At 53.8% G+C, this 21,809-nt stretch carries 22 protein-coding genes; 8 read left to right on the plus strand and 14 right to left on the minus strand.

Annotated features, from left to right (window positions below):
* Positions 1 to 5: 5 nt before the first annotated feature.
* The gene (gene lepB, locus KCG48_RS07690) at positions 6 to 542 is read right to left on the minus strand and encodes a signal peptidase I (RefSeq protein ID WP_211801046.1); all 537 of its coding nucleotides are present in this window, start codon (positions 540 to 542) and stop codon (positions 6 to 8) included.
* Positions 543 to 796: 254 nt separating this feature from the next.
* Between lepB and mscL the strand changes: the two genes are divergently transcribed.
* From mscL to KCG48_RS07705, 3 genes are all read left to right on the plus strand, one after another.
* The gene (mscL, locus tag KCG48_RS07695) at positions 797 to 1,171 is read left to right on the plus strand and encodes a large-conductance mechanosensitive channel protein MscL (RefSeq protein ID WP_211801047.1); all 375 of its coding nucleotides are present in this window, start codon (positions 797 to 799) and stop codon (positions 1,169 to 1,171) included.
* 239 nt (positions 1,172 to 1,410) lie between these two features.
* On the plus strand, positions 1,411 to 2,139 hold the full coding sequence (locus tag KCG48_RS07700) for an ABC transporter ATP-binding protein (protein ID WP_211801048.1): 729 nt from the start codon (positions 1,411 to 1,413) through the stop codon (positions 2,137 to 2,139).
* Positions 2,129 to 3,802, plus strand: coding sequence for a putative ABC transporter permease subunit (locus KCG48_RS07705; protein WP_211801050.1), 1,674 nt, complete (start codon positions 2,129 to 2,131; stop codon positions 3,800 to 3,802). The genes KCG48_RS07700 and KCG48_RS07705 overlap by 11 nt, the downstream gene beginning before the upstream one ends.
* 49 nt (positions 3,803 to 3,851) lie before the next feature.
* On the opposite strand, the gene ung is transcribed toward KCG48_RS07705, so the two are convergent.
* A complete protein-coding gene (ung, locus tag KCG48_RS07710) occupies positions 3,852 to 4,520 on the minus strand; it encodes a uracil-DNA glycosylase (protein ID WP_211801052.1) in 669 nt (222 codons plus the stop codon).
* Between the two features lie 183 nt (positions 4,521 to 4,703).
* On the opposite strand from ung, the gene KCG48_RS07715 reads away from it, so the two are divergent.
* Positions 4,704 to 6,002 carry an alkaline phosphatase family protein gene (locus KCG48_RS07715; protein WP_211801054.1) on the plus strand — a complete coding sequence of 433 codons (1,299 nt, stop codon included), beginning with the start codon at positions 4,704 to 4,706 and terminating at the stop codon, positions 6,000 to 6,002.
* Positions 6,003 to 6,203: 201 nt separating this feature from the next.
* Here KCG48_RS07715 and KCG48_RS07720 read toward each other — a convergent pair whose 3' ends face one another.
* Positions 6,204 to 6,833, minus strand: a complete 630-nt coding sequence (locus KCG48_RS07720) for a helix-turn-helix domain-containing protein (protein WP_211801056.1) — start codon at positions 6,831 to 6,833, stop codon at positions 6,204 to 6,206.
* Between the two features lie 151 nt (positions 6,834 to 6,984).
* Here KCG48_RS07720 and KCG48_RS07725 point away from each other — a divergent pair, with 151 nt between their 5' ends.
* From KCG48_RS07725 to KCG48_RS07735, 3 genes are read left to right on the plus strand one after another with little or no spacing between them, the layout of a single operon-like run.
* Positions 6,985 to 7,140, plus strand: a complete 156-nt coding sequence (locus tag KCG48_RS07725; protein WP_211801058.1) for a hypothetical protein — start codon at positions 6,985 to 6,987, stop codon at positions 7,138 to 7,140.
* Between the two features lie 15 nt (positions 7,141 to 7,155).
* On the plus strand, positions 7,156 to 7,857 hold the full coding sequence (locus KCG48_RS07730) for a DUF554 domain-containing protein (RefSeq protein ID WP_211801059.1): 702 nt from the start codon (positions 7,156 to 7,158) through the stop codon (positions 7,855 to 7,857).
* Positions 7,858 to 7,910: 53 nt separating this feature from the next.
* Positions 7,911 to 8,291 carry a hypothetical protein gene (locus KCG48_RS07735; protein WP_211801061.1) on the plus strand — a complete coding sequence of 127 codons (381 nt, stop codon included), beginning with the start codon at positions 7,911 to 7,913 and terminating at the stop codon, positions 8,289 to 8,291.
* A gap of 130 nt (positions 8,292 to 8,421) precedes the next feature.
* Here the strand turns inward: KCG48_RS07735 and KCG48_RS07740 are convergent, their stop codons facing one another.
* The 3 genes from KCG48_RS07740 to KCG48_RS07750 all read right to left on the minus strand — a co-directional run bounded on the left by KCG48_RS07740 (position 8,422) and on the right by KCG48_RS07750 (position 12,007).
* The gene (locus KCG48_RS07740) at positions 8,422 to 9,363 is read right to left on the minus strand and encodes a DMT family transporter (RefSeq protein WP_211801063.1); all 942 of its coding nucleotides are present in this window, start codon (positions 9,361 to 9,363) and stop codon (positions 8,422 to 8,424) included.
* Between the two features lie 145 nt (positions 9,364 to 9,508).
* A complete protein-coding gene (locus KCG48_RS07745) occupies positions 9,509 to 10,609 on the minus strand; it encodes a GerMN domain-containing protein (RefSeq protein ID WP_211801064.1) in 1,101 nt (366 codons plus the stop codon).
* Between the two features lie 123 nt (positions 10,610 to 10,732).
* Positions 10,733 to 12,007, minus strand: a complete 1,275-nt coding sequence (locus KCG48_RS07750; protein ID WP_211801065.1) for a bifunctional folylpolyglutamate synthase/dihydrofolate synthase — start codon at positions 12,005 to 12,007, stop codon at positions 10,733 to 10,735.
* Between the two features lie 222 nt (positions 12,008 to 12,229).
* Here KCG48_RS07750 and KCG48_RS07755 point away from each other — a divergent pair, with 222 nt between their 5' ends.
* Positions 12,230 to 13,915, plus strand: a complete 1,686-nt coding sequence (locus KCG48_RS07755; protein WP_211801066.1) for a glycoside hydrolase family 13 protein — start codon at positions 12,230 to 12,232, stop codon at positions 13,913 to 13,915.
* A 35-nt stretch (positions 13,916 to 13,950) separates the two neighbouring features.
* Here KCG48_RS07755 and KCG48_RS07760 read toward each other — a convergent pair whose 3' ends face one another.
* The 8 genes from KCG48_RS07760 to KCG48_RS07795 form a co-directional block, all read right to left on the minus strand.
* Complete coding sequence (locus KCG48_RS07760; protein ID WP_211801067.1) at positions 13,951 to 14,601, minus strand: adenylate kinase; 651 nt, start codon at positions 14,599 to 14,601, stop codon at positions 13,951 to 13,953.
* Between the two features lie 117 nt (positions 14,602 to 14,718).
* Positions 14,719 to 15,357 carry an MBL fold metallo-hydrolase gene (locus KCG48_RS07765; protein WP_211801068.1) on the minus strand — a complete coding sequence of 213 codons (639 nt, stop codon included), beginning with the start codon at positions 15,355 to 15,357 and terminating at the stop codon, positions 14,719 to 14,721.
* Positions 15,358 to 15,455: 98 nt separating this feature from the next.
* Positions 15,456 to 16,289 (minus strand): metallophosphoesterase, encoded by an 834-nt coding sequence (locus tag KCG48_RS07770; RefSeq protein WP_230977051.1) that lies wholly within the window; start codon positions 16,287 to 16,289, stop codon positions 15,456 to 15,458.
* Positions 16,286 to 16,888 (minus strand): M15 family metallopeptidase, encoded by a 603-nt coding sequence (locus tag KCG48_RS07775; RefSeq protein ID WP_211801069.1) that lies wholly within the window; start codon positions 16,886 to 16,888, stop codon positions 16,286 to 16,288. Before KCG48_RS07775 ends, KCG48_RS07770 begins: the two co-directional genes overlap by 4 nt.
* A 109-nt stretch (positions 16,889 to 16,997) precedes the next feature.
* The gene (locus KCG48_RS07780) at positions 16,998 to 18,110 is read right to left on the minus strand and encodes a zinc metalloprotease (protein WP_211801071.1); all 1,113 of its coding nucleotides are present in this window, start codon (positions 18,108 to 18,110) and stop codon (positions 16,998 to 17,000) included.
* Positions 18,111 to 18,118: 8 nt separating this feature from the next.
* The gene (mgtE, locus tag KCG48_RS07785) at positions 18,119 to 19,468 is read right to left on the minus strand and encodes a magnesium transporter (protein ID WP_211801073.1); all 1,350 of its coding nucleotides are present in this window, start codon (positions 19,466 to 19,468) and stop codon (positions 18,119 to 18,121) included.
* A gap of 140 nt (positions 19,469 to 19,608) precedes the next feature.
* Complete coding sequence (locus KCG48_RS07790; RefSeq protein ID WP_211801075.1) at positions 19,609 to 21,006, minus strand: sodium-dependent transporter; 1,398 nt, start codon at positions 21,004 to 21,006, stop codon at positions 19,609 to 19,611.
* Positions 21,007 to 21,084: 78 nt separating this feature from the next.
* Positions 21,085 to 21,726: an SIMPL domain-containing protein gene (locus KCG48_RS07795; RefSeq protein WP_211801077.1), complete on the minus strand. Its 642-nt coding sequence runs from the start codon at positions 21,724 to 21,726 to the stop codon at positions 21,085 to 21,087.
* Between the last annotated feature and the right edge of the window lie 83 nt (positions 21,727 to 21,809).

Genomic DNA, 21,809 nt, shown 5'->3' on the forward strand with positions numbered 1-21,809 from the left:
GGGGACTATTTCAAAAATCCAAAATTATTCAAGGGATAAACCCGAAGTCCTCCCCTGCCCAGGACATCCTCCACACTGATGTAGGGATTCTCCCAGTAGCGGGCGTCCCGCGAGGTGGCCCGGTTGTCTCCCAGAAAAAAGAGCGTGCCCTCCGGCACATCATAGGTTCCGGAAAAGTCCAAATTATTGACCACATAGGGTTCTTCGATGTGTTCCCCGTTGATATAGAGCAATCCATTTTTCAGCTCCACATGATCGCCGCCAACGCCGATGACGCGTTTAATGAGCAGCATCCCATCCTCTTCTTTCGAACGGAAAACCAGAATGTCTCCGCGCTTGAAGTTATCCCGGTTATACACTTTGAGCACAAAAATCTTGTCATTCTTGTTGATGGTGGGAATCATGGATCCTGTGGGCACTTCGATGCGGAAGATCAAAAAGGTATTGATCAGCCAGGCCAAAACCAAGGCCGTGAGCACCGGGATCACCCATTCCCGTACAAAATAACCAAGTTTTCCGCTGTGTTTTTCTTCCATAATCATGCCCCGCCTTCACCAAATCGTCTGCAACTCCAACGTTTAAAATCCAGTATGGCAGATCTTCCTGAAAATACCCTGAAGCGGTATTTCCAATAGGGAAAAACTTACCAATCTTTTATAGTTCAGTATACCACACCGGGAGTCCCTGCGACTATGGTCTGCCTCGTCAACCCCCCGATCTTCCGCGGTCTTCCCCGTTTTTCTTTCCCCGGGACTATGTTATAATTGAAATATCAGAAAATAAAAGGAGGTTATTTATGAAAAAGTTTTTGCAGGACTTTAAAGCCTTCGCCGTCAAAGGAAATGTACTGGATCTGGCGGTGGCGGTGATTATCGGCGGAGCTTTTGGGGCCATCGTCACCTCATTCGTGAAAGATCTGGTCATGCCCCTCATCGGAGCCATCTTTGCTGTCCCGGATTTTACGGCACTCAGCTTCACGGTCAACGGCACGCCCATCATGATCGGCGCATTCATTCAAGCTGTGGTGAATTTCCTCATTGTCGCCTTTGCCATTTTTGTTATGATTCGTCTCATTGAAAAATTCAAAAAGAAAGAACCCGCAGCTCCCCCAGCTCCCACGAAAGAGGAGCTGCTCCTCACTGAAATTCGGGATCTTCTGAAAAACAAATAAGGAAACCCTAGGAGCAGGAGCATCCATCCTGCTCCTTTCCCGTCCGAAAAAAATCGTCTTAACATTGTTACTTTTTTGACTTTACACTCGGAATCTCATTTGTTATACTCAGGGCAGTCATATAGCAATGTTATAGTGCTACAAGCCTTTGCCCCGACGGAAAGTTTGTCTTTCCGTGACATTTCGGCAAAGCCACAAAAAGGAGGAAGACTCTCCAAATTTAGAGAGCCAAAAAAAGTATGATTCAGATTAAAAATGTCACCAAGGTGTACGGCGGAAAGCTGAAGGCCGTGGACAACCTGACGCTGGAGCTGAAGCCCGGTGAAATCTTCGGATTCCTTGGCCCCAACGGCGCCGGGAAGACCACCACGATCAAGATGATCACGGGAATCACCAGCCCCGATGCCGGCGAAATTATTCTCAATGATATCTCCATCACCCAGGATCCCCTGAACTACAAACGCCAGTTCGGCTTCGTTCCGGATAATCCGGATATTTTCCTTCGGCTGAAGGGACTGGAATACCTGAACTTCATGGCCGATGTCTACAATGTGGACAGCACCCTTCGCCAGGAGCGAATCAAGGATCTCTCCAAGCGCTTCGATATGGAAAACGCCCTGGGAGACTACATTTCCAGCTATTCCCACGGCATGCGCCAGAAAATGATCCTCATGGGCGCCCTCATCCACGATCCCAGCCTTTGGGTCCTGGATGAACCCATGACCGGCCTGGACCCCAAATCCTCCTACTACCTGAAGGAAATGATGCGGGAACACGCCGACAAGGGCAATGTGGTCTTCTTCTCCACCCACGTCCTGGATGTGGCGGAAAAAGTCTGCGACCGCGTAGGCATCATCAACAAAGGAAAGCTCATGTTCTGCGGAACCATGGATGAGCTGAGGGGATTGGTCAGTGAAAATGAGGGTCTGGAGAAAATATTCCTGGAGATGACCAGCGATGAAGAGTAATCTCCTAGTACTCACCCAGGCCATGTTCCGCAACGACGAGACCCTGAATAACCTCACCGGATCCTCCAGAACCAAGAAAAACTCCTTTTTCAGCACGCGGCTGGGTTCAGCCGTCCTCATTCTGGGACTGGCCCTCCTCATGGGCTTCAGCATGGGTACCCTGGTGGTGCAGATGTACGATGCCCTCTCCGTCATGGAGATGCAGTCTCTCATTCTCCGGCTTCTCATTCCATCTGCCGGCATCATGGTCTTCATGTTCGGGCTCTTTTCCGTCATGAACATCTTCTATTTTTCCCGGGATGTGGACAATTACCTGTACCTCCCCGTGAAAGCTGGTGAAATCCTCTCCGCGAAATTTCTGGTTTCGCTGATCTACGAGTATTTCATCATCCTCATCTTCTTCCTCCCCATGCTGACCATATACGGCGTAAAGGATTCTGCCGGTGTTCTGTACTTCGTGTACATGATCCTTGCCCTTCTCCTCATTCCCGTATTCCCCCTGGTGGTGGCTTCAGCCCTAGCCATGGTGGTCATGCGCTTTTCCAATAAGTTCAAGAATCGTGACCGCTTCAACATGATCGCCGGAATTCTCAGCCTCTTCATGGCCCTGGGGTTCAACTTCGGGATCCAGTATCTGGCCGGAACCATGTCCGAAGGCTCCAATCCCATGATTGGCGGTTTAGGGGATCTGCCCCTCTTCAAAGTCACAGGATGGGTATTCCCCACGAGCCATTATGCTCTGGAAGCCCTCATCAGCCCAAAAAGCGGCATTCTCGATATCCTCATCATGATCGGCCTTACGGCAGTAGCTCTCGTGGCCTTCTACTTCCTGGGCAATGCCCTCTACTTCAAGGGTGTCACAGGGATCTCCGAATCCCAGGCCAACCGTAAGGTGCTCACCGTCAGCGAACTGAAGAAAGGAACCTCCAAGCGTTCCGTGCTCTTCTCCTACTCGCTGAAGGAACTGAAGCTGGTCTACCGCACCCCCGTTTATTTCCTCAACTGTATCCTCATCAGCCTCATCTATCCCCTCTTCTTCCTGATCCCCATGCTGGTGGGGACGACAGAAGACGGGGAAGACATCAAAACCGTCCTGGCCATGGCCAAGGATGTGGATAAGGGTACGCTCCTCATGATCATTCTGGGTGCTGCCTTCACCCTGGCCTCCCTGAATATCATCTCCTCCACGGCCATCTCCCGGGAAGGAAAGAACTTCTATGTCATCAAGTACATTCCTGTGTCCTATATGCAGCAGATCTATGCGAAGATCCTCAGCTCCTTCTATGTGGAAGTCATTGCCGTGGTCATCTTCTACGGTCTGATCTTTGCCCTGATTCCCGTGGATCCGCTCTTTATCCTGGGTTCCTTCGTGCTGGTGGTCCTAGCCTCCATTGCCATCAATCAGCTGGGGATCCTCCTGGACGTACTCTGGCCGAAACTGAACTGGGACATGGAGCAAAAAGCCGTAAAGCAGAATCTGAACTCCATGATCCATATGTTCCTGGGCTTTGGCCTCACGGCGCTCTGCGTCTTCCTGGGGATCAAGTTCACCCCCACCCCCTTCGTGGTCTTCATGGCCGGGTTCCTGGGGCTCCTGATCCTGGTGCTCCTTCTCCATTTCCTGCTGAAGAGCGTCTCCGCCAAGCGCTTTGCCGCCTTATAATCAAAGAACAGCAAAAAGAACGGTTTTCATGACGAAAACCGTTCTTTTCTCATGGGACCGTAATCCAGGACAAGGGCGCTTTCCCCTCTTTTTCCAGAGCTTCATTAGCCCGGGAAAAAGGACGGGACCCAAAAAAACCCCGATGGGCCGACAAGGGGCTGGGATGAGGCGAAGTGATGATGGTATGCCGGAAGGAAATGAGCTCCTTCTTGGCCTGGGCCGCATTCCCCCAGAGGAGAAACACCACCGGGTCCCATCGGCTGGAAAGGCAGCGGATCACTTCATCGGTGAAGGTTTCCCATCCCTTCCCCCCATGGGAGTTTGCCTCCCCCTGACGCACCGTGAGGACGGTGTTGAGGAGAAGCACCCCTGCATCGGCCCAGGCTTCCAGGGAGCCGTGGCTGGGCAGGGGAAGTCCCAGATCGCTCTCCCGCTCCTTGAAAATATTACGTAAGGACGGCGGCAGTGGAACTCCCGGGGCCACGGAAAATGCCAGACCATCGGCCTGTCCCTTCCCGTGATAGGGATCCTGCCCCAGAATCACCACTTTGACGTCCGGGTAGTCTGTTCGCCGAAAAGCTTCAAAAATCCGATTCTTCGGCGGGTACACCTCGCCTTCCGCATACTCTTCTGCTAAAAATGCTTTGAGCTGGCGGAAATAGTCTTTCTTCAGCTCCTCCCCCAGAAACTGATCCCAGGAACTTCCCAAAACGGTCATGGCTTTCTCCCCCTGTCCTTAATTTGAATCTGTCTCCATTATACCAAAAGAAGACCGCATCGCCCTTTCTCTCCCCATGTTTTCAAATTATTCACCATCTTTTCAGTATTCCTTAGACTTCCTGTGATATAGTTTCTCCAATCCTTTGACCTGGAGGTGAAACAGCGCTTCGCGCTATCGCATATGAATAAACAGCAGACGATCATTCTCTCCTTTGATGCCCTGGGCAGCCGAGATCTGGCCGTTCTGAAGGCCCAGCCGGGATTCTCCCGGCTCATGGAGAAGGCTTCCTGGTGCGACCGGGTAAACTCCGTCTATCCCAGCCTCACCTATCCCTGCCACACGAGCATTTCCACGGGTAAACTCCCCATGAATCACGGGGTGGTGTCCAACACGCTCCTGCAGCCCGGTCGGGAAAGCCCCGACTGGAACTGGACCCGGGACCGGATCAAGGCGGATACTTTCTACGATGCCGCCCTGCGAAAGGGTCTCACCGTGAGCGCTCTTCTCTGGCCCGTCACCGGAAAATCCCGCATTACCTGGAATCTCCCGGAAATTTTCCCCAATCGCCCATGGCAGAACCAGATCCTGGTCTCCCTGCAAAACGGCACTCCGGACTATGAGCTGGCCCTGAACCGTAAATTCGGCCACCTTCGGCAAGGGATCGCCCAGCCGCAGCTGGACGATTTTGTCCTGGCCAGCGCCCTGTGGACGCTGAAGGAAAAGAAGCCGGATGTCCTCATGGTTCACTTCGTGGAACTGGATGCCATGCGCCATCACCACGGCTATGACTCCAAGGAAGCCCAGGAAGCGCTCCTTAGCTATGACCGGCGGCTCCAGGCCATCTTTTCATTCCTGGACAAGGAAGGGCGAACCCCGGACACCACCTTGTTTGTCCTCGGAGACCATGACCAGATTCCCGTGAACCATACCATGCACCTGAACTCCGTCCTGAAAGCCAAGGGACTCCTGAAGACCCGAGGGCAGAAAATCATCCAGTATGACGCCTATGTCCACAGCCAGGACGGCTCCGCCTATGTGTATCTTGCCGATCCCCAGGATGAGGGGCTGAAATCCCGGGTGGAGAAAATCCTCACCGATCTTGCCCAGCGGGAGGACTTCGGCATTGAACGGATCCTCAGCGCCCAGGAAGCGAAGGCCCGAGGAGCTAACCGCCACTGCACCTTCATGCTGGAGGCTCGCCGCGGATACCATTTCCACGACAGCCATACGCAGCCTGCCCTGACCTCCCGAAGGGAGCACTCCCCGGAAAATGACGCCAAGGGCTGGTCCACCCATGGCTTTGACCCCGAAAAACCCGACTATCAGACGGTATTCTTTGCCTGGGGCAAAGGGATCCGTTCTGGCGTGCGGATCCCAACCATGAGTCTCATCGATGAAGGCCCCACCTTTGCCCACAGCCTGGGTACCCGGCTTTCGGATCCCGACGGTCGCATTCTTATGGAGATTTTTGAAGACTGAAACCCTTTGGCGAACAAAGGGAAGCGGACCTGATTGCTCAGGTCCGCCTAGGGAAACAGTATATTTAACAAAAGGGTAGGGGTATTTCCACCCTTCATATGGGAGCTAATTTCTTAGCTTGTCTTTATTCTAACATATTTTCAAGTATTTGTTAATTAACAAACCTATTTTTCTGCTTTTGTACACTTTTCGCACAGTGGGTCAGCTGATGCCCAACCGTTTCATTTTATTGTACAGGGTGTTTCGTCCGATCTCCAGTTCCTTGGCCATGGACGTGATGTTCCAGTGGAACTTCTCCCCCGCTGCCAGGATGGCAAACTTTTCATAATCCTCCAGGCTTTTCAGCCGAGCGTTGCATTTTGCCAGATTCTCCTTTTGATCCTCTCCCTGATACCGGAGAATATGGATACCCACCAGGTCCTGAAAAAGAGAATCCACGGCGCAGACGGATTCGCTGTGTCCCTCTGCCCTGTAGGTGAGAACCATGGCTCCCATGGCTTTTCTCGGCCCTTCCAGAGGGATAGCCAGAACCGTCAGGGGACTTTCCAGCACTCTTTTTCGTTTTTCCCCCTGGCGTATGCTCTCCTTGATTTCCTGGAGAATTTCAGGATGGGTTTCCAGGCATTTGGTCATTTCGCCTCTGCCGGCTTTGTCGTTCTGGAGTCCATTTTTCCCCGCACAAAATAGTACCGTCCCTCTTCGGTCCACAAGGCATAAGGAATCCAGACACTGAATCTGCATGAAATCCCGGGCAATAAAGGTCATATGATCCAGGATATGCTGCAGATCTGCAGATCCCTTCCACTCTTCCTGTTGAAATTCTGTCATCATTCATCCACCCCTTAAATTGATAATATATTAACATAATTTGCTTTTCAAGGGTTATCTTCCAGAATCGGAAAAACCTTGAAATTTCGTGAACAAAGCCTGGTTTTTGAGCTATAATGTTTGAAAGACAAATTCCTTGGAAGGAGGAATCCCCATGAAAAAAGGCGAAGTGATCCGCAGCGGCATCACCATGGGCACGGGTTTGGCCATGGTCATCAGCTGGAGTCTTCACCAGTCGGTGCTCTGGGCCATTATCCACGGTCTCTTGAGCTGGATCTATGTCGTATACTATCTGCTGATTTTGAAATAGGATGAGGTGCATATTTTGATTGGAACCATTGTTAACTTTTTTGCCATTGTTGTGGGCAGTCTCCTGGGCATGATCTTCAAGAAGCGAATTAACCAGGACATCGGCTATAGCCTATTCAAGGTTTTGGGGCTCTGTGTCATGTATCTGGGCATCGCCGGCGTCCTGCAGGTGAAAAACTCCCTGGTGGTCATTCTGTCCATGGCCCTGGGAACCCTCTTGGGGGAAATCATCAATATCGAGGGAAGGCTGGAAATCCTCAGCGGTCATGTGGAAACTCTGGTAAACAAAATTTACGACGGAAAGGTCAAAGACGGTTTTCTCACCGCCACCCTTCTCTTCTGCATCGGTTCCATGGCCATCATCGGCACCATTGAAAGCACCCTGGCCAACAGCCACGGGACGCTCTTCGCCAAATCCATCCTGGACGGGATCATGGCTGTGATCTTCAGCTCCACCATGGGCTTTGGGGTGCTGCTCTCGGGCTTCTCCGTGCTCCTTTACCAAGGAACCATCGCCCTCTTTGCCAATCTCCTGAAGCCCCTCATGACCCCGGAAACCATCACCATGATTTCCGGCGTAGGCGGAATCATGATCCTGGGCCTGGGCATCAATATGGTGTTCGGCACCAAGCTGAAAATCTCCAACATGCTCCCCGCCCTCCTCGTTCCCCTGGCCTACACTTTAGTGCTGTCCCTTTGGCGCCTGGCGGGCATCTAAACTAGCACTACTGATGGATGAACCTTTCTTGTGCCATGAAAGGAGACCTGCCCATGCGACGGATTGTTCAAGCTGCCGTCCTCTTCCTTCTCCCCCTTCTCCTCCTCACCGGTTGCTTAGGCTCCCCCAAACCCTCGGGCGTACCCCTGGGAAAGTATGAGTTTTCCGCTTCCACTGAAGTGATCAAGCCCGCGGTTACCCTAAAGGAAGATCACCACTTTTTCTTCATGACCAGCCCCTTAAGCAGTTATCTGGCCCAAGGTACATTTACCCAGGAAAAGGAACAGCTGATCCTCACCACCGATGATGAACAATACCGCTTTGTCTTTCGTGTGGGGCAAAATCAGCTGATTTTCAGCGCTGGGGAATCCACTCCTCTCCCTTCTTACACCCAAATACCCGATGGGGCAGTTTTTCAGCGGCCCTTCCCCTAACCGCCCTTTGGTTCCTCCAGGAAGTTCTGCTGTCTCGGGAAAAGAGCACAAAAAAAGAGGCCCTAAAGCCTCCATTCAGGATCATCGATGGGATTCCTCGGAATCCTGTTTTTTTGCGCTCTTCTTCGGGTTAACGCTTCTGCCCCGGGACTTCCCGATTCACGAGGATGATGCCTACGATGATGGCCAGAAGAGACAGCACCACCTGCAGGGTCAGTTTTTCCTTGAGGAAAATTACCGAGAGCAGGGACCCGGATACCGGAATGAGGAAGCGGAACATGGTGATCTCCCCAGGCTTGTTGTACTTGAGAAGGATATACCAGAGGGTAAAGGCCACGGCGGAAAGCAGCGCGGAATAGAGAAGAAGTCCTCCCGCTAAGGGGGTCAGGGTTAACCCCTCGTAGTTTCCGAAAAGGGCAGCCAGGAGCATGACCCCTCCCCCCAGAACCAGCTGGTAGGCGGAAAGAAGCACCGGATGCATGGTGGAGCTGTAGGCCTTCACCATGAAGCTTGCCAGAACCCCCGTGGCCACGGAGATAAACATGAAGCCCTCCCCGGTGAAGGTGAAGCGGGCATCCAGCCCCGTGCCCATATTGACGATGAGCACCCCCAGGAGTCCAAAGAGAATCCCCCAGATCTTGTTCCGGTTGAGCTTGTCATTGCGGTAGATGAAGTGGGCGAGGATAATGACGAGAAAATTTGAAAGGGAACTAATGATGGCCCCTTTGGAGGCGGTGGTATTGGCGACTCCCGTGTAGAAAAAGAAATAGTTCAGGGACGTCTGGACGAGACCCAATAAAAGAAGCCGGCCAAAATCGCGCCGAGTGCGGATCTTTAGCTGTTCCTTCATGGTCACGGCGGCATAGACGAGGATCAGGAGCCCCGCTAGGGTGAACCGGATGCCGGCGATGAGGATCTTCCCGTAAAGGTCGTCTCCGGCCATGGACATTTCTCGGTAGGTAATTTTGAGGACAGGGAAGGCGCTTCCCCAAAGGATGGAACAAAATACCGCCAAGAGAATGACGACGGCTTTATTCTGAAAAACGGATTTCTTTTCGGTATTCGTGTGCATGATTTCCTCCCCTAGATGTAATTCTTCCCCCATTATACCACAGGAAAAGGATTTGCCTCCGATTAAATAGCATCAAATTTAATTCTGGGCATAAGAGAATCCCCGATGCCGGGCTTAAAGCCCGGTCCCGGGGATTTTCAACACCTTAATTCATGTCGACAATGCTGTCATAGTTCACCTGCAGCGGTTCGAACTTGTCCAGAATAATGTGACCGGACTCATAGGTCTTGCCGTCGATGGTGAGAATTACCTTGTCTCTTCCATAGTAGTCGCCAAAGGTATTGGCTAAGGACTGGAGAACCAACGCTTCGAAGCCGGAGCCCAGATTCATCTCCGTGAGGAAGTCCTGGGAGAGATCCACGTACACCATGCCGTCATTATTGAGGTAGAGGGAGTTCACCTTGGTGTTGGCCGTGAGTACGCCTACGGCCTCTGCCGGCAGTTCTTTGTAGGCAGCCACGAGCAGGTTCCGCGGAATATCATTGGTCTGGAAGGTGATGTTCTTGCGATAAAGGAAAATCTTCTCATCCTTGGCATTGGGATAATAGAAATTGACCACCTTCACCCGGGGCTGATTGGGATTTATTTCCTTCAGCGAAGAGGAAACCTCATAGCCCTCTCCCGTCGTAAGGATCTTCACCAAACCCAGATCCTTGGCGAAATAGGTTTTTGTCGTTCCCTGGGGAGATACCGTGGTCACTTCCACGGCCTTCACGGATCCGTAGGGCAGATTCAGTTCCTTATCCAGCGCCGTAATGGTGCTGGTTTCGCCGGCAACGCTTGACCAGGTCGTTCCCACAGCAATGGGGGCCTTGAGCCAGATCTTGGGGCTTGCAGCATCCTTCTTCAGGAAATTTTCCTTGTAGTAGGTTTCGGCTTGCTGGAACACTTCCACCAGCTGATCTGCGGTTTTTTCCAATACATAGACGATTTCGGTGCCTCCGTTGCTGCGCCGAATCTGAATGCGGTTTCCTTCCAGAAAATCCACATATTCCGTGAGGGCGGCAAACTCATTGCCCTCCCCCTCGTAGATGCGCTCCACATTGGCCGTGAACGGGTAAAGCTCATCGATGGTCAGAGTCTTCGGCTCCACCTCCGGGGTCTCTGCGGGGGTCTCCACAGGGGTTTCCTCCGGGGTTTCTGCTGCAGGAGATTCCGCTGGGGTTTCCGGGGTAACTTTTCCGGCACAGGAAACTGCAAAGAGGACCAGCATCACAAGACTGATGGCGGTAAGCAGTTTTTTCATGATCATGCACTTCCTTTTTCGAAAATTCCTGCATGGGTTTTCGTTATCTTCAGTATACCCGCGGAGATTCTTCCATGGGTTACACGAAAATGACAAGTTGCTGTCAAGATGATGAAAGGCCAGTTAGGAAAGGAACAGGCTTCGGATTTCCGCCATGGTGTACAGGGACCCAAAGAAGACGATATAGTCCGAGGGCTCCATCATGCGCCGCGCTTCCGCTAATGCTTCTTCCACGGAGGCCATGGCCTTGGCCGACTTTCCCCGCATCTCTATGGCCGCGGCCAGAAGCTCCGCCTTCAGTGCCCGGTTATTCTTGGGGGTCACCGTAAGGAAGCCCTTGGAATAGGGCAGCACAGCCTCGATCATGGCGTCAAAGTCTTTGTCGGCCAGCACCCCCATGATGAAAATGCCCTGCCTGCCGGGAAAATAGTTCTTGAGATTTTCCGCCAGGACCCTTGCCCCTTGGGGATTATGGGCACCATCGGCAAGAACGGGAGGTTCTGTGGAAAGCACCTCGAAGCGGCCACCCCATCGGGCGTTGGCCAGCCCCTTTTTCAGCGCCTCATGGGAGACCGTGAACCCTTTTTCCTCCAGCACGCGGACGGCGGCCATGGCCGTGAGGGCATTGGCGATCTGGTGATCGCCCAGGATTCCTAGGGTGAAGCTTTCCCCGGCTAAAGAAAAGCGCTGTCCTTCCAGTTGTCGGGATATGGGCAGGGCCTGCCCCGTGAGGACGCTGTGGACGGGAATATCCAGTTCCCGAGCGCGGGCGCGAATAACCCGGTCCGCCTCCTCCTGTTGAGGATGGAGCACCAGGACTGTCCCACTCTTGAGGATTCCGGCCTTCTCCCCAGCGATTTCGCCCAGGGTGTTTCCGAGGATCTCCATGTGGTCATAATCCACCGGGGTAATCACGCTGACCAGGGGCGCATCGATGGCGTTGGTGGAGTCCAGCCTTCCGCCCAGCCCCACTTCCAGCACCACCACATCACACTGTTTCTCCAGAAAATAGAGAAATGCCAGGGCCGTGACCGCCTCAAACTCCGTGGGCGAGGAAAGGCCCTCGCTGACCATGGCCTCCATGGTGGAAAGAACCCTTTCCGTGAGCCGGATCAGGGCCTCATCGGTGATGTTTTCTCCCCCCACGCGGATTCTGTCCTGGAAACCCATGAGGCCTGGGGAGGTATACATGCCTACCCGATATCCCGCTTCCTGAAGTATCTGACTGAGGAAGGCCACGGTGGAGCCTTTCCCGTTGGTTCCCGCCACGTGGACGAACTTCAGGGATTTTTGGGGATCCCCGAGCCGTCGAAGGAGTTCCTGGATCCGTTCCAGACCCAAGATGCTTCCAAATTTCTGCAATCCCTGAAGAGCCTCCAGGGCTTCATTAATGTTCATATCCGAACCTACTTTCATTTTGATCATAGGGTACATTATAAAACAGTTGAGACTCAATTTCAAATCCTCCCCACAGCCTTTGACAGATCCCCTATCCGAAGCCGCCCCTGGGCGGGGTTTCCGCCCTTCTGGGCGAAGCAGGAATATTTCAGGAAGGTACGGCAGAGAGGAAAACCTTTGCTATAATGAAAGTAAGATCACCCACCCCAAGGGAGGAAAATCATGCGAAATTTCCAGGAACGTATCATCTATCAGATCTGGCCCCGTTCCTTCAAGGACTCCAATGACGATGGCATAGGCGATCTCAACGGCATCATCGAAAAGCTGGACTATCTCCAGAGTCTGGGGGTGGACACCCTTTGGCTTTCTCCAGTGTATGCCACAGAAAATGCCGATTATGGCTATGATGTGACGGATTATTACCAGATCAATCCTGAATATGGCACCATGGAGGATATGGAAGAGCTGATTCGGGAAGCCAAGCGCCGCCACATGGAGATCCTCATGGATCTGGTGGCCAGCCATACCTCGGACCGCCACCCCTGGTTTCAAAAAGCGCTGGCGGATCCCCATTCCCCTCAGCGCCAGTACTATTTCTTCCGAAAAGGAAAGAGCGGTCCCCGGGGGAAGCGCCTGCCCCCCAATAACTGGATGAGCGCTTTCGGTGACGAAGCCTGGCAATGGGATCAGAAGAGCCAGGAGTATTATCTCACCCTCTTTACCCCCAGGCAATGCGACCTCAACTGGGAAAATCTGGGCGTTCGTCAGGGGATCTATGCCGTCATGCGGTTTTGGCTGGAGAAGGGCATTGCGGGTTTTCGCATGGATGTCATCAACGCCATCAGTAAAGCCACGGGCCTTCCCGATGCAGGGAACGGAAAACCCCTTCAGTTTCCCTTTGACCATGTGGTGTCTTTGCCCATGAGCCACGTTTATCTCCAGGAAATGCGCCGGGAAGTGCTGGATCATTACCCCGAGGCCATCACCCTGGGGGAAGGCTTTTTGGTGACGCAGGAGGATCTTAGCGCCTATACCCGTCCTGGGGCCAAGGAACTGGATCTCATGTTCCCCAGCGAGATCCATCTTCTGGGCTGCGGTCCCTTGGGGAAATTTGACTTTCGGAAATTCTACCGCTGGGAGGCCCGGGATCTCAAACGTCTTTTGGAAGACGGACAAACCCGTATACAAGGGCTAGGCGGCTGGCAAGGCATTGCCCTTTCCAATCATGATCAGCCTCGGCAGGTCTCCCGATTTGGCGATGACAAGCTGTACCGAAGAAAATCCGCCAAACTCCTGGCCATGCTAAGCTTTACCCTCCGGGGCACCCCCGTCCTTTTCCAGGGGGAAGAAATCGGAATGACCAACTGCCCGCTGGAACCGGAGGAATGGAAGGATTATGAAGCCCTCAATGCCTACCGGATCCTTCAGGAACGGATGCACCTGCCTAAGGGTATGGCCCGGCGCATCGTCAGCAGTATGTCCCGGGACAATGCCCGGACGCCCATGCAGTGGTCCGCGGAAAACTTCGGCGGATTCTCCTCCGTGAAGCCCTGGATCACGGTGAACCCCAACTTCAGCTACATCAATGTAGAGGATGAGGAAAAGAAGGAAAACTCCCTCCTGGACTTCTACCGGAAACTCACTGCCCTTCGGCAGGAGTACCCTGCCCTCCGTCAAGGGTCCTTCAAAAGTCTTCTTCGCAGCCATCCCCAGGTCATGGTCTATCTGCGGGAAATTGGAGAACAGCGACTTCTAGTGGCCCTCAACCTCAGCGGCAAGAAGACCACCCTCACTTTTACGCCAGAATTCCGTTCCCGGAAATACCTGCTGGGGAACTACCGCCCCCGGGAGGAAGGAGACGACGTGACCTTCCATCCCTATGAAGGGATGATCTTTCTTCTCCCCTAATAATACAAGCCCTGCAGAAATGCAGGGCTTTGCTTTTAGACTAACGGATCCAGAAGTTTTCGTATCTCCCGTTCCACCTCATCAATTTCCCGGGTGCCATCCACCCGAAGGAGAAGGTGCTTCTCCTTGAAGAAAGCAATGAGGGGTGCCGTCTGGGTGGTGTAAACCACAAGTCTGGCTTCCACTGCCTCTGGCCGGTCATCCTTGCGCTGGATCAGGTTTTCCTGGCATTTGTCACAGATACCCTCCACCTGGGGCGGGTTAAACTGGACATGATAGGTGGCGCCGCAATGGGGGCAGATCCGACGACCCGGCATCCGTTCCCGGATGAGGCTCTCAGGAACATCAATGAGAAGGGCGGCATCCAGCTGCTCCTTCTGGGCTTCCAGAAGGGCGCACAGGATCTTCGCCTGGTTCTCCGTCCGGGGAAAGCCATCCAGCAAGAAACCTTCGTGACAGTCAGGCTCATGGAGACGATCCTCCACCAGCTTCACCGTCAGTTCATCCGGCACCAGCTGGCCCTGATCCATATAAGTCTTGGCCTGCATTCCCAGGGCTGTTCCCTGGGTGATGTTGCGCATAAAGATGTCTCCCGTGGAAATATGGGGAATCTGGTAATGAAGACTGATGTGGTGAGCCTGCGTTCCCTTTCCGGCTCCCGGCGGTCCAAGCAAAATAATCCTCACTGGTCTCATCTCCTTGTGGTTCATGGTGATCCTGATTTCACCTTAGCACAATTTTAGGGGAGATGCCATGGCTTCCCCGGGAGGATCCCGAAAAAATACCCCAACCTTGGCTAAAATTTAAACGGAACCTGGAACGTAGGCCAACACCGCCGTCTGATCCGGGGTATCCTCATCCAGGAGGATCTCTCCGGTGGGATAGTGTTTCACCTCGGGGCAGAACTGAAGAAAACTGGTTAGCTCCTCCAGTTCCTCATACCCCAATTCCCCCTCCCGATAATGCATGGGCACCACGATGCGGGGATGAAGAGCCTCCAGAAGCTCCAGCGCTTCCTGGGGCCCCAGGGTAAAAAATCCCCCCACGGGGATCATGAGAACATCCAAATGACGAAGCATGGCCCGCTTCTCCTCCGAGAGCATTTCCCCCAGATCCCCCAAATGGGCGATGCGCCAGCCCCCGCCTTCAAAGAGAAGGATGTCATTCATTCCCCGGAGCTTTCCGCCCACCCCGTCATGGGCAGAGGGGATCCGGGTCAGGGTCCAGGGGGAGGGCGGTGCTTCGGCCAGGAGGGTCACCGCTTCCAGAAAGTGGTGATCACCGTGACCATGGGTGGCATAAACGGCATGGGCATCTACCCGAAGGGGCAGAAGGCCCGGGACCTTATGGTCCCCATAGGGATCAATAACCACATGATAATCCGACAGGGTAATCTTGAAGGCGGAGTGACCCAGCCCTTTAATCCGAAGTTTCTCTTTCATGATGATCTTCCTTCCCCGGCCAAGAGGCCATTTTCTCCATTATACCCGGGGCTCATGTCAAATCCGTTTCCTCCCCGTGGCTAAACCATGAACACCCGTCACGGGGCTGAAAGATGGCGCAGGGTCACCAGGACCAGCTCCGGCGGGTTGCCCAGCCTTTGGGGAATGATGCTATTGCCCAGTCCCCGGGACACCATCATGAGGGTATCCCCTGCTTCCTGAAGTCCCGCATCCCAAGGCGGGAAGAAACCTTGCCCTGGAGCCACCAGCCCGCCGATGCCGGGTAGACGGAACTGTCCCCCGTGGGCATGGCCAGAGAAGACGAGATTCCAGGACGCTTCGGCGTAGTCCGGCAAATACTCTGGCCGATGGGCGAGAAGAATCCGGTAAGGGGCCTCCGCCGTTTCCTGGGACAGGGTCTTCAGCGCTTCTTGAAAGTCCCCGATCTGCAGTACAGGATCCGAAAGTCCGGCCAGGAGAAGTTCATCTCCTGCATGGGTTAAGAGTACGGCTTCATTTCGCAGCACCCGGGCTCCCAACTTCTCCATCCGCTGGAGAAGCTTTTCGCCCAAAGGTCCACCCTCATGGTTTCCCGACACCACATAGACCGGTGCCACTTCCAGGAGGTCCCCGGTTAAATCCTCCAGGGCCCTCAGATCCGTGGTCTTCTGGTCCAGGAAGTCCCCGGTGATGACGATGAGATGGGGATCCAGTTTCTGAATTTTGGCCAGGAGCCGGGTCTGGTCCTTCCCAAAGGTCTGGCCATGGAGATCGGAGAGTTGAAGAATCCGGTATCCGCCAAAGCCTGCGGGGATTTTCTCATCCTCCACCAGGACTGCCGTGACGGTGAGTCGGTGATTTTCTCCATAAAGAAATGCGGACAGGCTGAGGATGAGCACCCCGGCCATGAACCATTTTTTTCCTTTCGTCATGGTTCCTCCTTCCGGGAGTACCCTTCCGGATAGATAATCCGGGTAAAGGGACCCAGCTGAAAATGCGGCATATCCTGGCGCCCATCGTCCCAGTCATACCCGGCTTCCAATCCGATGAGGCGTCCGATCTCCGCGGCTTCCTTAAAAAATTCCAGATCCGTATACTCCTCCCCCACCACATTCTTGGCAATGTCAAAGGCGTTTCGGTGGGTATGCTGTGAATTTTGGGTCCAGGTGACCACCGGCCCCGGTGCGGTGCGGCCCTGGGCATAGAGCTGAGCCTGACGCTCCGGGGTTCGGTAGGTTTCCGTAATCGTCACGGGAAGACCCCGATCCTGGGCGATGCGCAAAAAGAGCTCCGCTGCCTCCCGGGTACGCCGGTTAAGCTGATCCAGCTCCGCTATACGGCTTTGCGGATCGAGAATTTCCGGGAACTCTTCTTCCTTCTCCAGCACCCCCGAAAAATCCGGAATCTTGGCTTCCTGTCCCCGGCCCTGGAAAAGCAGAACGAGAACCAGGAGAAGGACGCCCCCCGCCATGGCCCGGCGAAGAAGCTGCTGTTGTTTTCGTTTTTTCCGGTGTCTTTTTCGAACTTCCATGGCCCTCCCCCTTTTTCGCTAACCTTATCATGGGGGGCAATGCTTAAGAGAGACTGTCCAAATTCTTGGCATTCGCTGAATTTTCGAAAAAAAAGAAAGGCTTTCGCCTTTAAGAACGTGAAGAATCCTCATCCAGCCTTTGCAGAAGCTGCCGAAGAAGATCCCCTTCATAGATTCCCTGACCCGCCAGGGGAAAATGCTGTTCCACCTGGAGTCCTTCCCGAGCGAAAGCCCGGGCTTTTTCCCGATCCTGCTCCTCAAGAGCCGCATAGTAGGCCTTTACCCGAAGACCATTGATATCCTGGTCCGTCTGGAGAATTTTCCCGGCTAAAGCATAGTACTTCCGGGCTTCCTCGAGATCTTGGGTGAGGAGGGCATAAAAGATCAGTTCATAGTAAAACGCCGGCAGCGTAAACGGCGGCAGCTCCTCCAAATGCTCCCGCAGAACCTGGAGCACCTTTCCCGCCTCCGGGATTTCCTCCCGGTCCATGTGCTGAAAATAGCGATAAAGCATCAGCGAAGCCCCTTGGGCGGTAAAGCCTTTTTCTGGGTCCTCTGAAGGGATGGTCATCTCCCGGGGACGGATTCCCGCCATGAGCTGACTGGACACCAGCTGCATGGCATAAAGGTCTTTGGCCAATGGCTTGTCCCCCAGGATGCTCCACACCACCAGCCCGTCCGTGGGCTGGTTCATACTGTGGTAGGGAAAGGCATTGAGCAGCCCGAAAACCAGGGAAAAGGCCCCGGTGAGCTGCAAGGAAAACCGAAGTACCGGCGAGAGGCCTCCCCAGGAGGCGCTAAAAAGAAGCAATGTGCCCGTCAGCGCATTGGCGAGAATTCCGCCGGAGGCAAAAAGAGCATAGGCTTTCAAGGTGCTGCCTTCCGAAGGGAACATGGCGCACAGCCCGCCATACCCCTGATTCTTGATCAGACTCAGCTTCAGCTGGGTATTCACCCGGGTGATGACCAGGCGGCCCACCCGAAGCTGCCCGAAGCGGTAGCCCAGGATTTTCCCCATGGTCAAATGTCCCAGCTCATGGATAGCTGTGATGACCTGGATCCCGATGACGAACAGGAAGAGACCCCCATAGATTTCGCCTAAAGAGAACTGTTCAAAGGGGTTGAAGGCCGGATTGCCCAGGGCGAGATACACTCCTAGGGCGATGCCTGCTGCAACTGTGCCGAGAATCAGGAAGAGGGTCTTCTTCGTCTTCGGGTTCATGTTTCCTCCTACAAGTTGAGAATCCAGGTGGCCAGATTGAAGTAGATGATGAGGGACAGGGCATCGACGATGGTGGTGATGAGGGGGGATGCCATGATGGCCGGGTCCGCCTTGAAGACCTTGGCCACTAAAGGGAGAATTCCGCCCACGATTTTCGCAATGATCACCGTGGCAAAGATGGCCAGGGACACCACCAGGACGATGGATCCTTTTCCGGGATAGCTCAGGGAAAGACGGATAAAGTTAATCACCGCCAGGAATAAACCCACCACCAGGCTCACCCGAAACTCCTTCCAAAGAACCTGAAGACCGTCTCTGACACTGATCTCATTGAGCACCATGCCGCGGATGACCAGGGTGCTGCTTTGGGAGCCCGCATTTCCTCCCGTATTGGTCAGCATGGGGATGAAGGTCACTAATAGGGGGATGGCCGTGAAGGCTTCTTCATACCGGGAGAGGATTCCCCCCGTGACGATGCCCGAAATCATCAGCACCGTGAGCCAGACGATGCGGTTTCTCGCCAGTTCCCAGGCCGGGGTTTTCAGATAGGGTTTCCCCGAAGGGAAAGTAGCCGCCATTTTTTCAAAGTCCTCGGTGGTTTCCTCCGCCATGACATCGATGATGTCGTCGACGGTGATGATGCCCACCAGCCGTTCCTCCGAGTCCACCACGGGAAGGGACAGATAATCATAGCGACTGAAAAGATAGGCCGCTTCTTCCTTGTCATCGGAGGTATGGATCTTCACCACTTCGCTCTCCAATAGGTCACTGACCAGGGTCTCGTTGGAGGCCAGCATGAGGGTTCTGAGGGAAACCACGCCGCCCAGAATCCGGTTGGCATCGATGACGTAGCAGTTATAAAGGGTTTCACTGTCTGCTCCATGCTTTCGCAGATAGGCTATGGCTTCCTTTACGGTCATATTGGCCCGAAGGTTGGTATACTCTGCCGTCATGATGCTTCCGGCGGAGTCCTTGGGGTATTTTAGAAAGGTATTGATGGTGCCCCGGGTTTTCTCGTCAGTGTTTTTCAGCACGCGCTTCACCACGCCGGCGGGAAGCTCCTCCAGCATGTCCACCATGTCATCCACAAACATTTCATCCAGAATCCCGCCCAGCTCCTGGTCAGTGATCTCCGCGATGATCTTTTCCTGCACCGCCACATCCAGATTGGAAAACACTTCAGCCGCCAGGTCCTTGGGCAGCATGCGGAACACGATGAGGGCTTTTTCCCGGCTCAGGCTCTCGATAAATTCGGAGATATCCACTTCATTGTATTCCTGCAGCTCCGATCGCAGTTTTTTAAACTGATTTTCATCCAGAAGGAGCTTCAGTTTTTCCAGTTTTTCCGTTGTGTCCATGATTCGTCTCCTCCTTCTTCTTCTCGATGCACACCGCGCTTCTTCCAAAATTATACCCCATCCCCCTGGGGGAAGGAAGGAAATCCGCCCGTTAGAACGGAAAAAAACCCGGAATCGCTTCCGGGTTCGGATTTTTCAGTCTAGAGCTTGAGAATTCCCAAGGCATTGAGAAAAACGATAATCAGCAGCAGGGGCGTCACAAACTTAAGCACGAACTGCAGAAGTGTTACCAAGCCGGCGGTCTTCAGATGACCATTGTTGGTCATTTCCCGGATCAGCTCGTTTTTCTTCACAAAGTAGGCCACAAAGAGGGTAATGAGGAGCCCGCCCAGGGGCATAAGGATATTGGAGGACAGGTAGTCAAAGAGATCAAAGAGACTCTTTCCGGCTATCGTGACGCCTCCAAAGAGGCTCTGGGGATGGGTGGTCAGGACTCCGATGACGAACATGAGTCCTGTAATGAGGAGCACCGCTTTCTTCCTCGGCACCTTCAGCTCCTCCATGAAAATCACCACAGGCACTTCCACCATGGAGATCATGGCGGTGGTGGCGGCAATGGCCGTGAGGAGGAAGAACAGCACCAGGAGAAGATTTCCCAGGGGAAGCAGGGAGAACACCAGGGGAATGGTGGCAAAGAGCAGTCCCGGTCCCCCTTCCGGCGCCAGATTAAAGGTGAAAACCACGGGGAAAACGGCTAGCCCCGCCAAAAGCGACACCAGGGTATCGGAGATGGCCACTTGGAAGGAGGTGCCAATGAGATTATTCTCTTTGTTGAAGTAACTGCCATAGGTCACCATGGTGCCCATACCCAGGGAAAGCTTAAAGAAAGCCAGCCCCATGGCCGCCAGCACGGAGGCGGCGGAGAGCTTGGAAAAGTCGGCTTTCATGAGAAACGCCACCCCTTCGCCCGCTCCGCTGAGGGTAAGGGCCCGCACGGCACAGATGACAATGAGGGTGAGGAGCAGCGGCATGAGGGTTTTGGTCACCCGCTCAATGCCTTTCTTCACCCCGCCTAAAAGGATCGCCGCCACCACAAAGACAGCAACGAACTGCCAGACCATGGGTTCGTAGGTTCCCCCGGCGGTGGTTTCAAAGGCCTTCTCCGCCGCGGCTTTGGCTTCTGCCAGCCCCATGGAAGAAAGGCTACGGAAATCGCCCCGCAACGCCTTGAACACATAGGAATACACCCATCCGGCCACGGTGCTGTAGAAAAACATAATGAGCATGGCGGAGAGCAGCCCGAAGTACCCAATGAGTTTCCAGAAGCGTGAGGCCTTCAGTTTGTCAAAGACGCCTACCACATTGGATCGGGTTTTCCGGCCCAGATAGAACTCGGAAAGCATGATTGGGATGCCGATGAGGAGAACGAAGAAGAGATACACCAGAATAAAGGCGCCTCCGCCGTTCATCCCGGTCATATAGGGAAACTTCCAGATATTTCCCAGTCCCACGGCGGAGCCTAGGGTGGCGAAAAACACCGCCAGACTGGTGGAGAAGGTCTCCCGTTTTTCAGGTTTACCGTTTTTGTTGGTCTTCATGACTATGCACTTCCTCGTCCTGCAGATTTGTATTACTGAAGATTATACGGACATCCCCAGGCCTTGGCAATGGAAATTTCAGGTGAGGGCGAAGCTGATGTTTACCCGGGCCGTGGTCTCCACATCCCGGGGATTCATGGCCATATCCAATGACGCTTTGGCTTGAAGCATGGGCATCTCCACCCGGGATGGCGGGAAGATTCCCTCCTGGGGCAGACTGGTCATGGAGAGGATTTCTCCTAAAGAAACCCCTGCGGTTTCCGTCAGGATCTGGGCTTTCTTCTTGGCGTCAAGCACCGCATTTTTCAGGGCTTCCTCCAGAAGGAGCTCCGGATTCTTCAAGGCGAAGACGAGGGAAAACTCCGGGGACGAGCCTTCGCGGGTGATGTTTTCGATGATTTTGGCCAAGAGAATGAGGTCCAGAGGGATTTCCACAAATAACCGGGAACTGATCCGGTACCCTTTGAACACCTGGCGATACATACGGCCATCATTTTCCTGCTCGTACCAGGTTTCCACCTGAAGATTGGAGGTTTTCAGCTCTTCCGGAGCCAAACCGGCACCGGTCATGGCTTTTTCCAGCCGACTGTACTCCTCCCGGGAATGGGCCACCGCCTTGTCATATTTTTCATGGGTCGTCAGCAGATGAAACTCCATTTGAATGCAGTCCGGGGCCTGATTGACTTTTCCCAGGCCTTCCACCGTCAAAAATTTTTCCATGGTTCTCCTCCTTCAAGGGATGGCGTCTTTCCATCCTTTCTACTCTCATTCTAGTGTCTCCCCTCCAGGCATACAAAGACTAA

This window comes from Proteiniclasticum sediminis (genome assembly GCF_018128025.1).
In the GTDB taxonomy this organism is placed as follows: domain Bacteria; phylum Bacillota; class Clostridia; order Clostridiales; family Clostridiaceae; genus Proteiniclasticum; species Proteiniclasticum sediminis.

Excerpts from the sequence above, each read along its gene's own strand:
- lepB (WP_211801046.1), bottom strand. The coding sequence starts at position 542 with ATGATTATGGAAGAAAAACACAGCGGAAAACTTGGTTATTTTGTACGG.
- mscL (WP_211801047.1), top strand. The coding sequence starts at position 797 with ATGAAAAAGTTTTTGCAGGACTTTAAAGCCTTCGCCGTCAAAGGAAAT.
- KCG48_RS07700 (WP_211801048.1), top strand. The coding sequence starts at position 1,411 with ATGATTCAGATTAAAAATGTCACCAAGGTGTACGGCGGAAAGCTGAAG.
- KCG48_RS07705 (WP_211801050.1), top strand. The coding sequence starts at position 2,129 with ATGAAGAGTAATCTCCTAGTACTCACCCAGGCCATGTTCCGCAACGAC.
- ung (WP_211801052.1), bottom strand. The coding sequence starts at position 4,520 with ATGACCGTTTTGGGAAGTTCCTGGGATCAGTTTCTGGGGGAGGAGCTG.
- KCG48_RS07715 (WP_211801054.1), top strand. The coding sequence starts at position 4,704 with ATGAATAAACAGCAGACGATCATTCTCTCCTTTGATGCCCTGGGCAGC.
- KCG48_RS07720 (WP_211801056.1), bottom strand. The coding sequence starts at position 6,833 with ATGATGACAGAATTTCAACAGGAAGAGTGGAAGGGATCTGCAGATCTG.
- KCG48_RS07725 (WP_211801058.1), top strand. The coding sequence starts at position 6,985 with ATGAAAAAAGGCGAAGTGATCCGCAGCGGCATCACCATGGGCACGGGT.
- KCG48_RS07735 (WP_211801061.1), top strand. The coding sequence starts at position 7,911 with ATGCGACGGATTGTTCAAGCTGCCGTCCTCTTCCTTCTCCCCCTTCTC.
- KCG48_RS07740 (WP_211801063.1), bottom strand. The coding sequence starts at position 9,363 with ATGCACACGAATACCGAAAAGAAATCCGTTTTTCAGAATAAAGCCGTC.
- KCG48_RS07745 (WP_211801064.1), bottom strand. The coding sequence starts at position 10,609 with ATGAAAAAACTGCTTACCGCCATCAGTCTTGTGATGCTGGTCCTCTTT.
- KCG48_RS07750 (WP_211801065.1), bottom strand. The coding sequence starts at position 12,007 with ATGAACATTAATGAAGCCCTGGAGGCTCTTCAGGGATTGCAGAAATTT.
- KCG48_RS07755 (WP_211801066.1), top strand. The coding sequence starts at position 12,230 with ATGCGAAATTTCCAGGAACGTATCATCTATCAGATCTGGCCCCGTTCC.
- KCG48_RS07765 (WP_211801068.1), bottom strand. The coding sequence starts at position 15,357 with ATGAAAGAGAAACTTCGGATTAAAGGGCTGGGTCACTCCGCCTTCAAG.
- KCG48_RS07770 (WP_230977051.1), bottom strand. The coding sequence starts at position 16,289 with ATGACGAAAGGAAAAAAATGGTTCATGGCCGGGGTGCTCATCCTCAGC.
- KCG48_RS07775 (WP_211801069.1), bottom strand. The coding sequence starts at position 16,888 with ATGGAAGTTCGAAAAAGACACCGGAAAAAACGAAAACAACAGCAGCTT.
- KCG48_RS07780 (WP_211801071.1), bottom strand. The coding sequence starts at position 18,110 with ATGAACCCGAAGACGAAGAAGACCCTCTTCCTGATTCTCGGCACAGTT.
- mgtE (WP_211801073.1), bottom strand. The coding sequence starts at position 19,468 with ATGGACACAACGGAAAAACTGGAAAAACTGAAGCTCCTTCTGGATGAA.
- KCG48_RS07790 (WP_211801075.1), bottom strand. The coding sequence starts at position 21,006 with ATGAAGACCAACAAAAACGGTAAACCTGAAAAACGGGAGACCTTCTCC.
- KCG48_RS07795 (WP_211801077.1), bottom strand. The coding sequence starts at position 21,726 with ATGGAAAAATTTTTGACGGTGGAAGGCCTGGGAAAAGTCAATCAGGCC.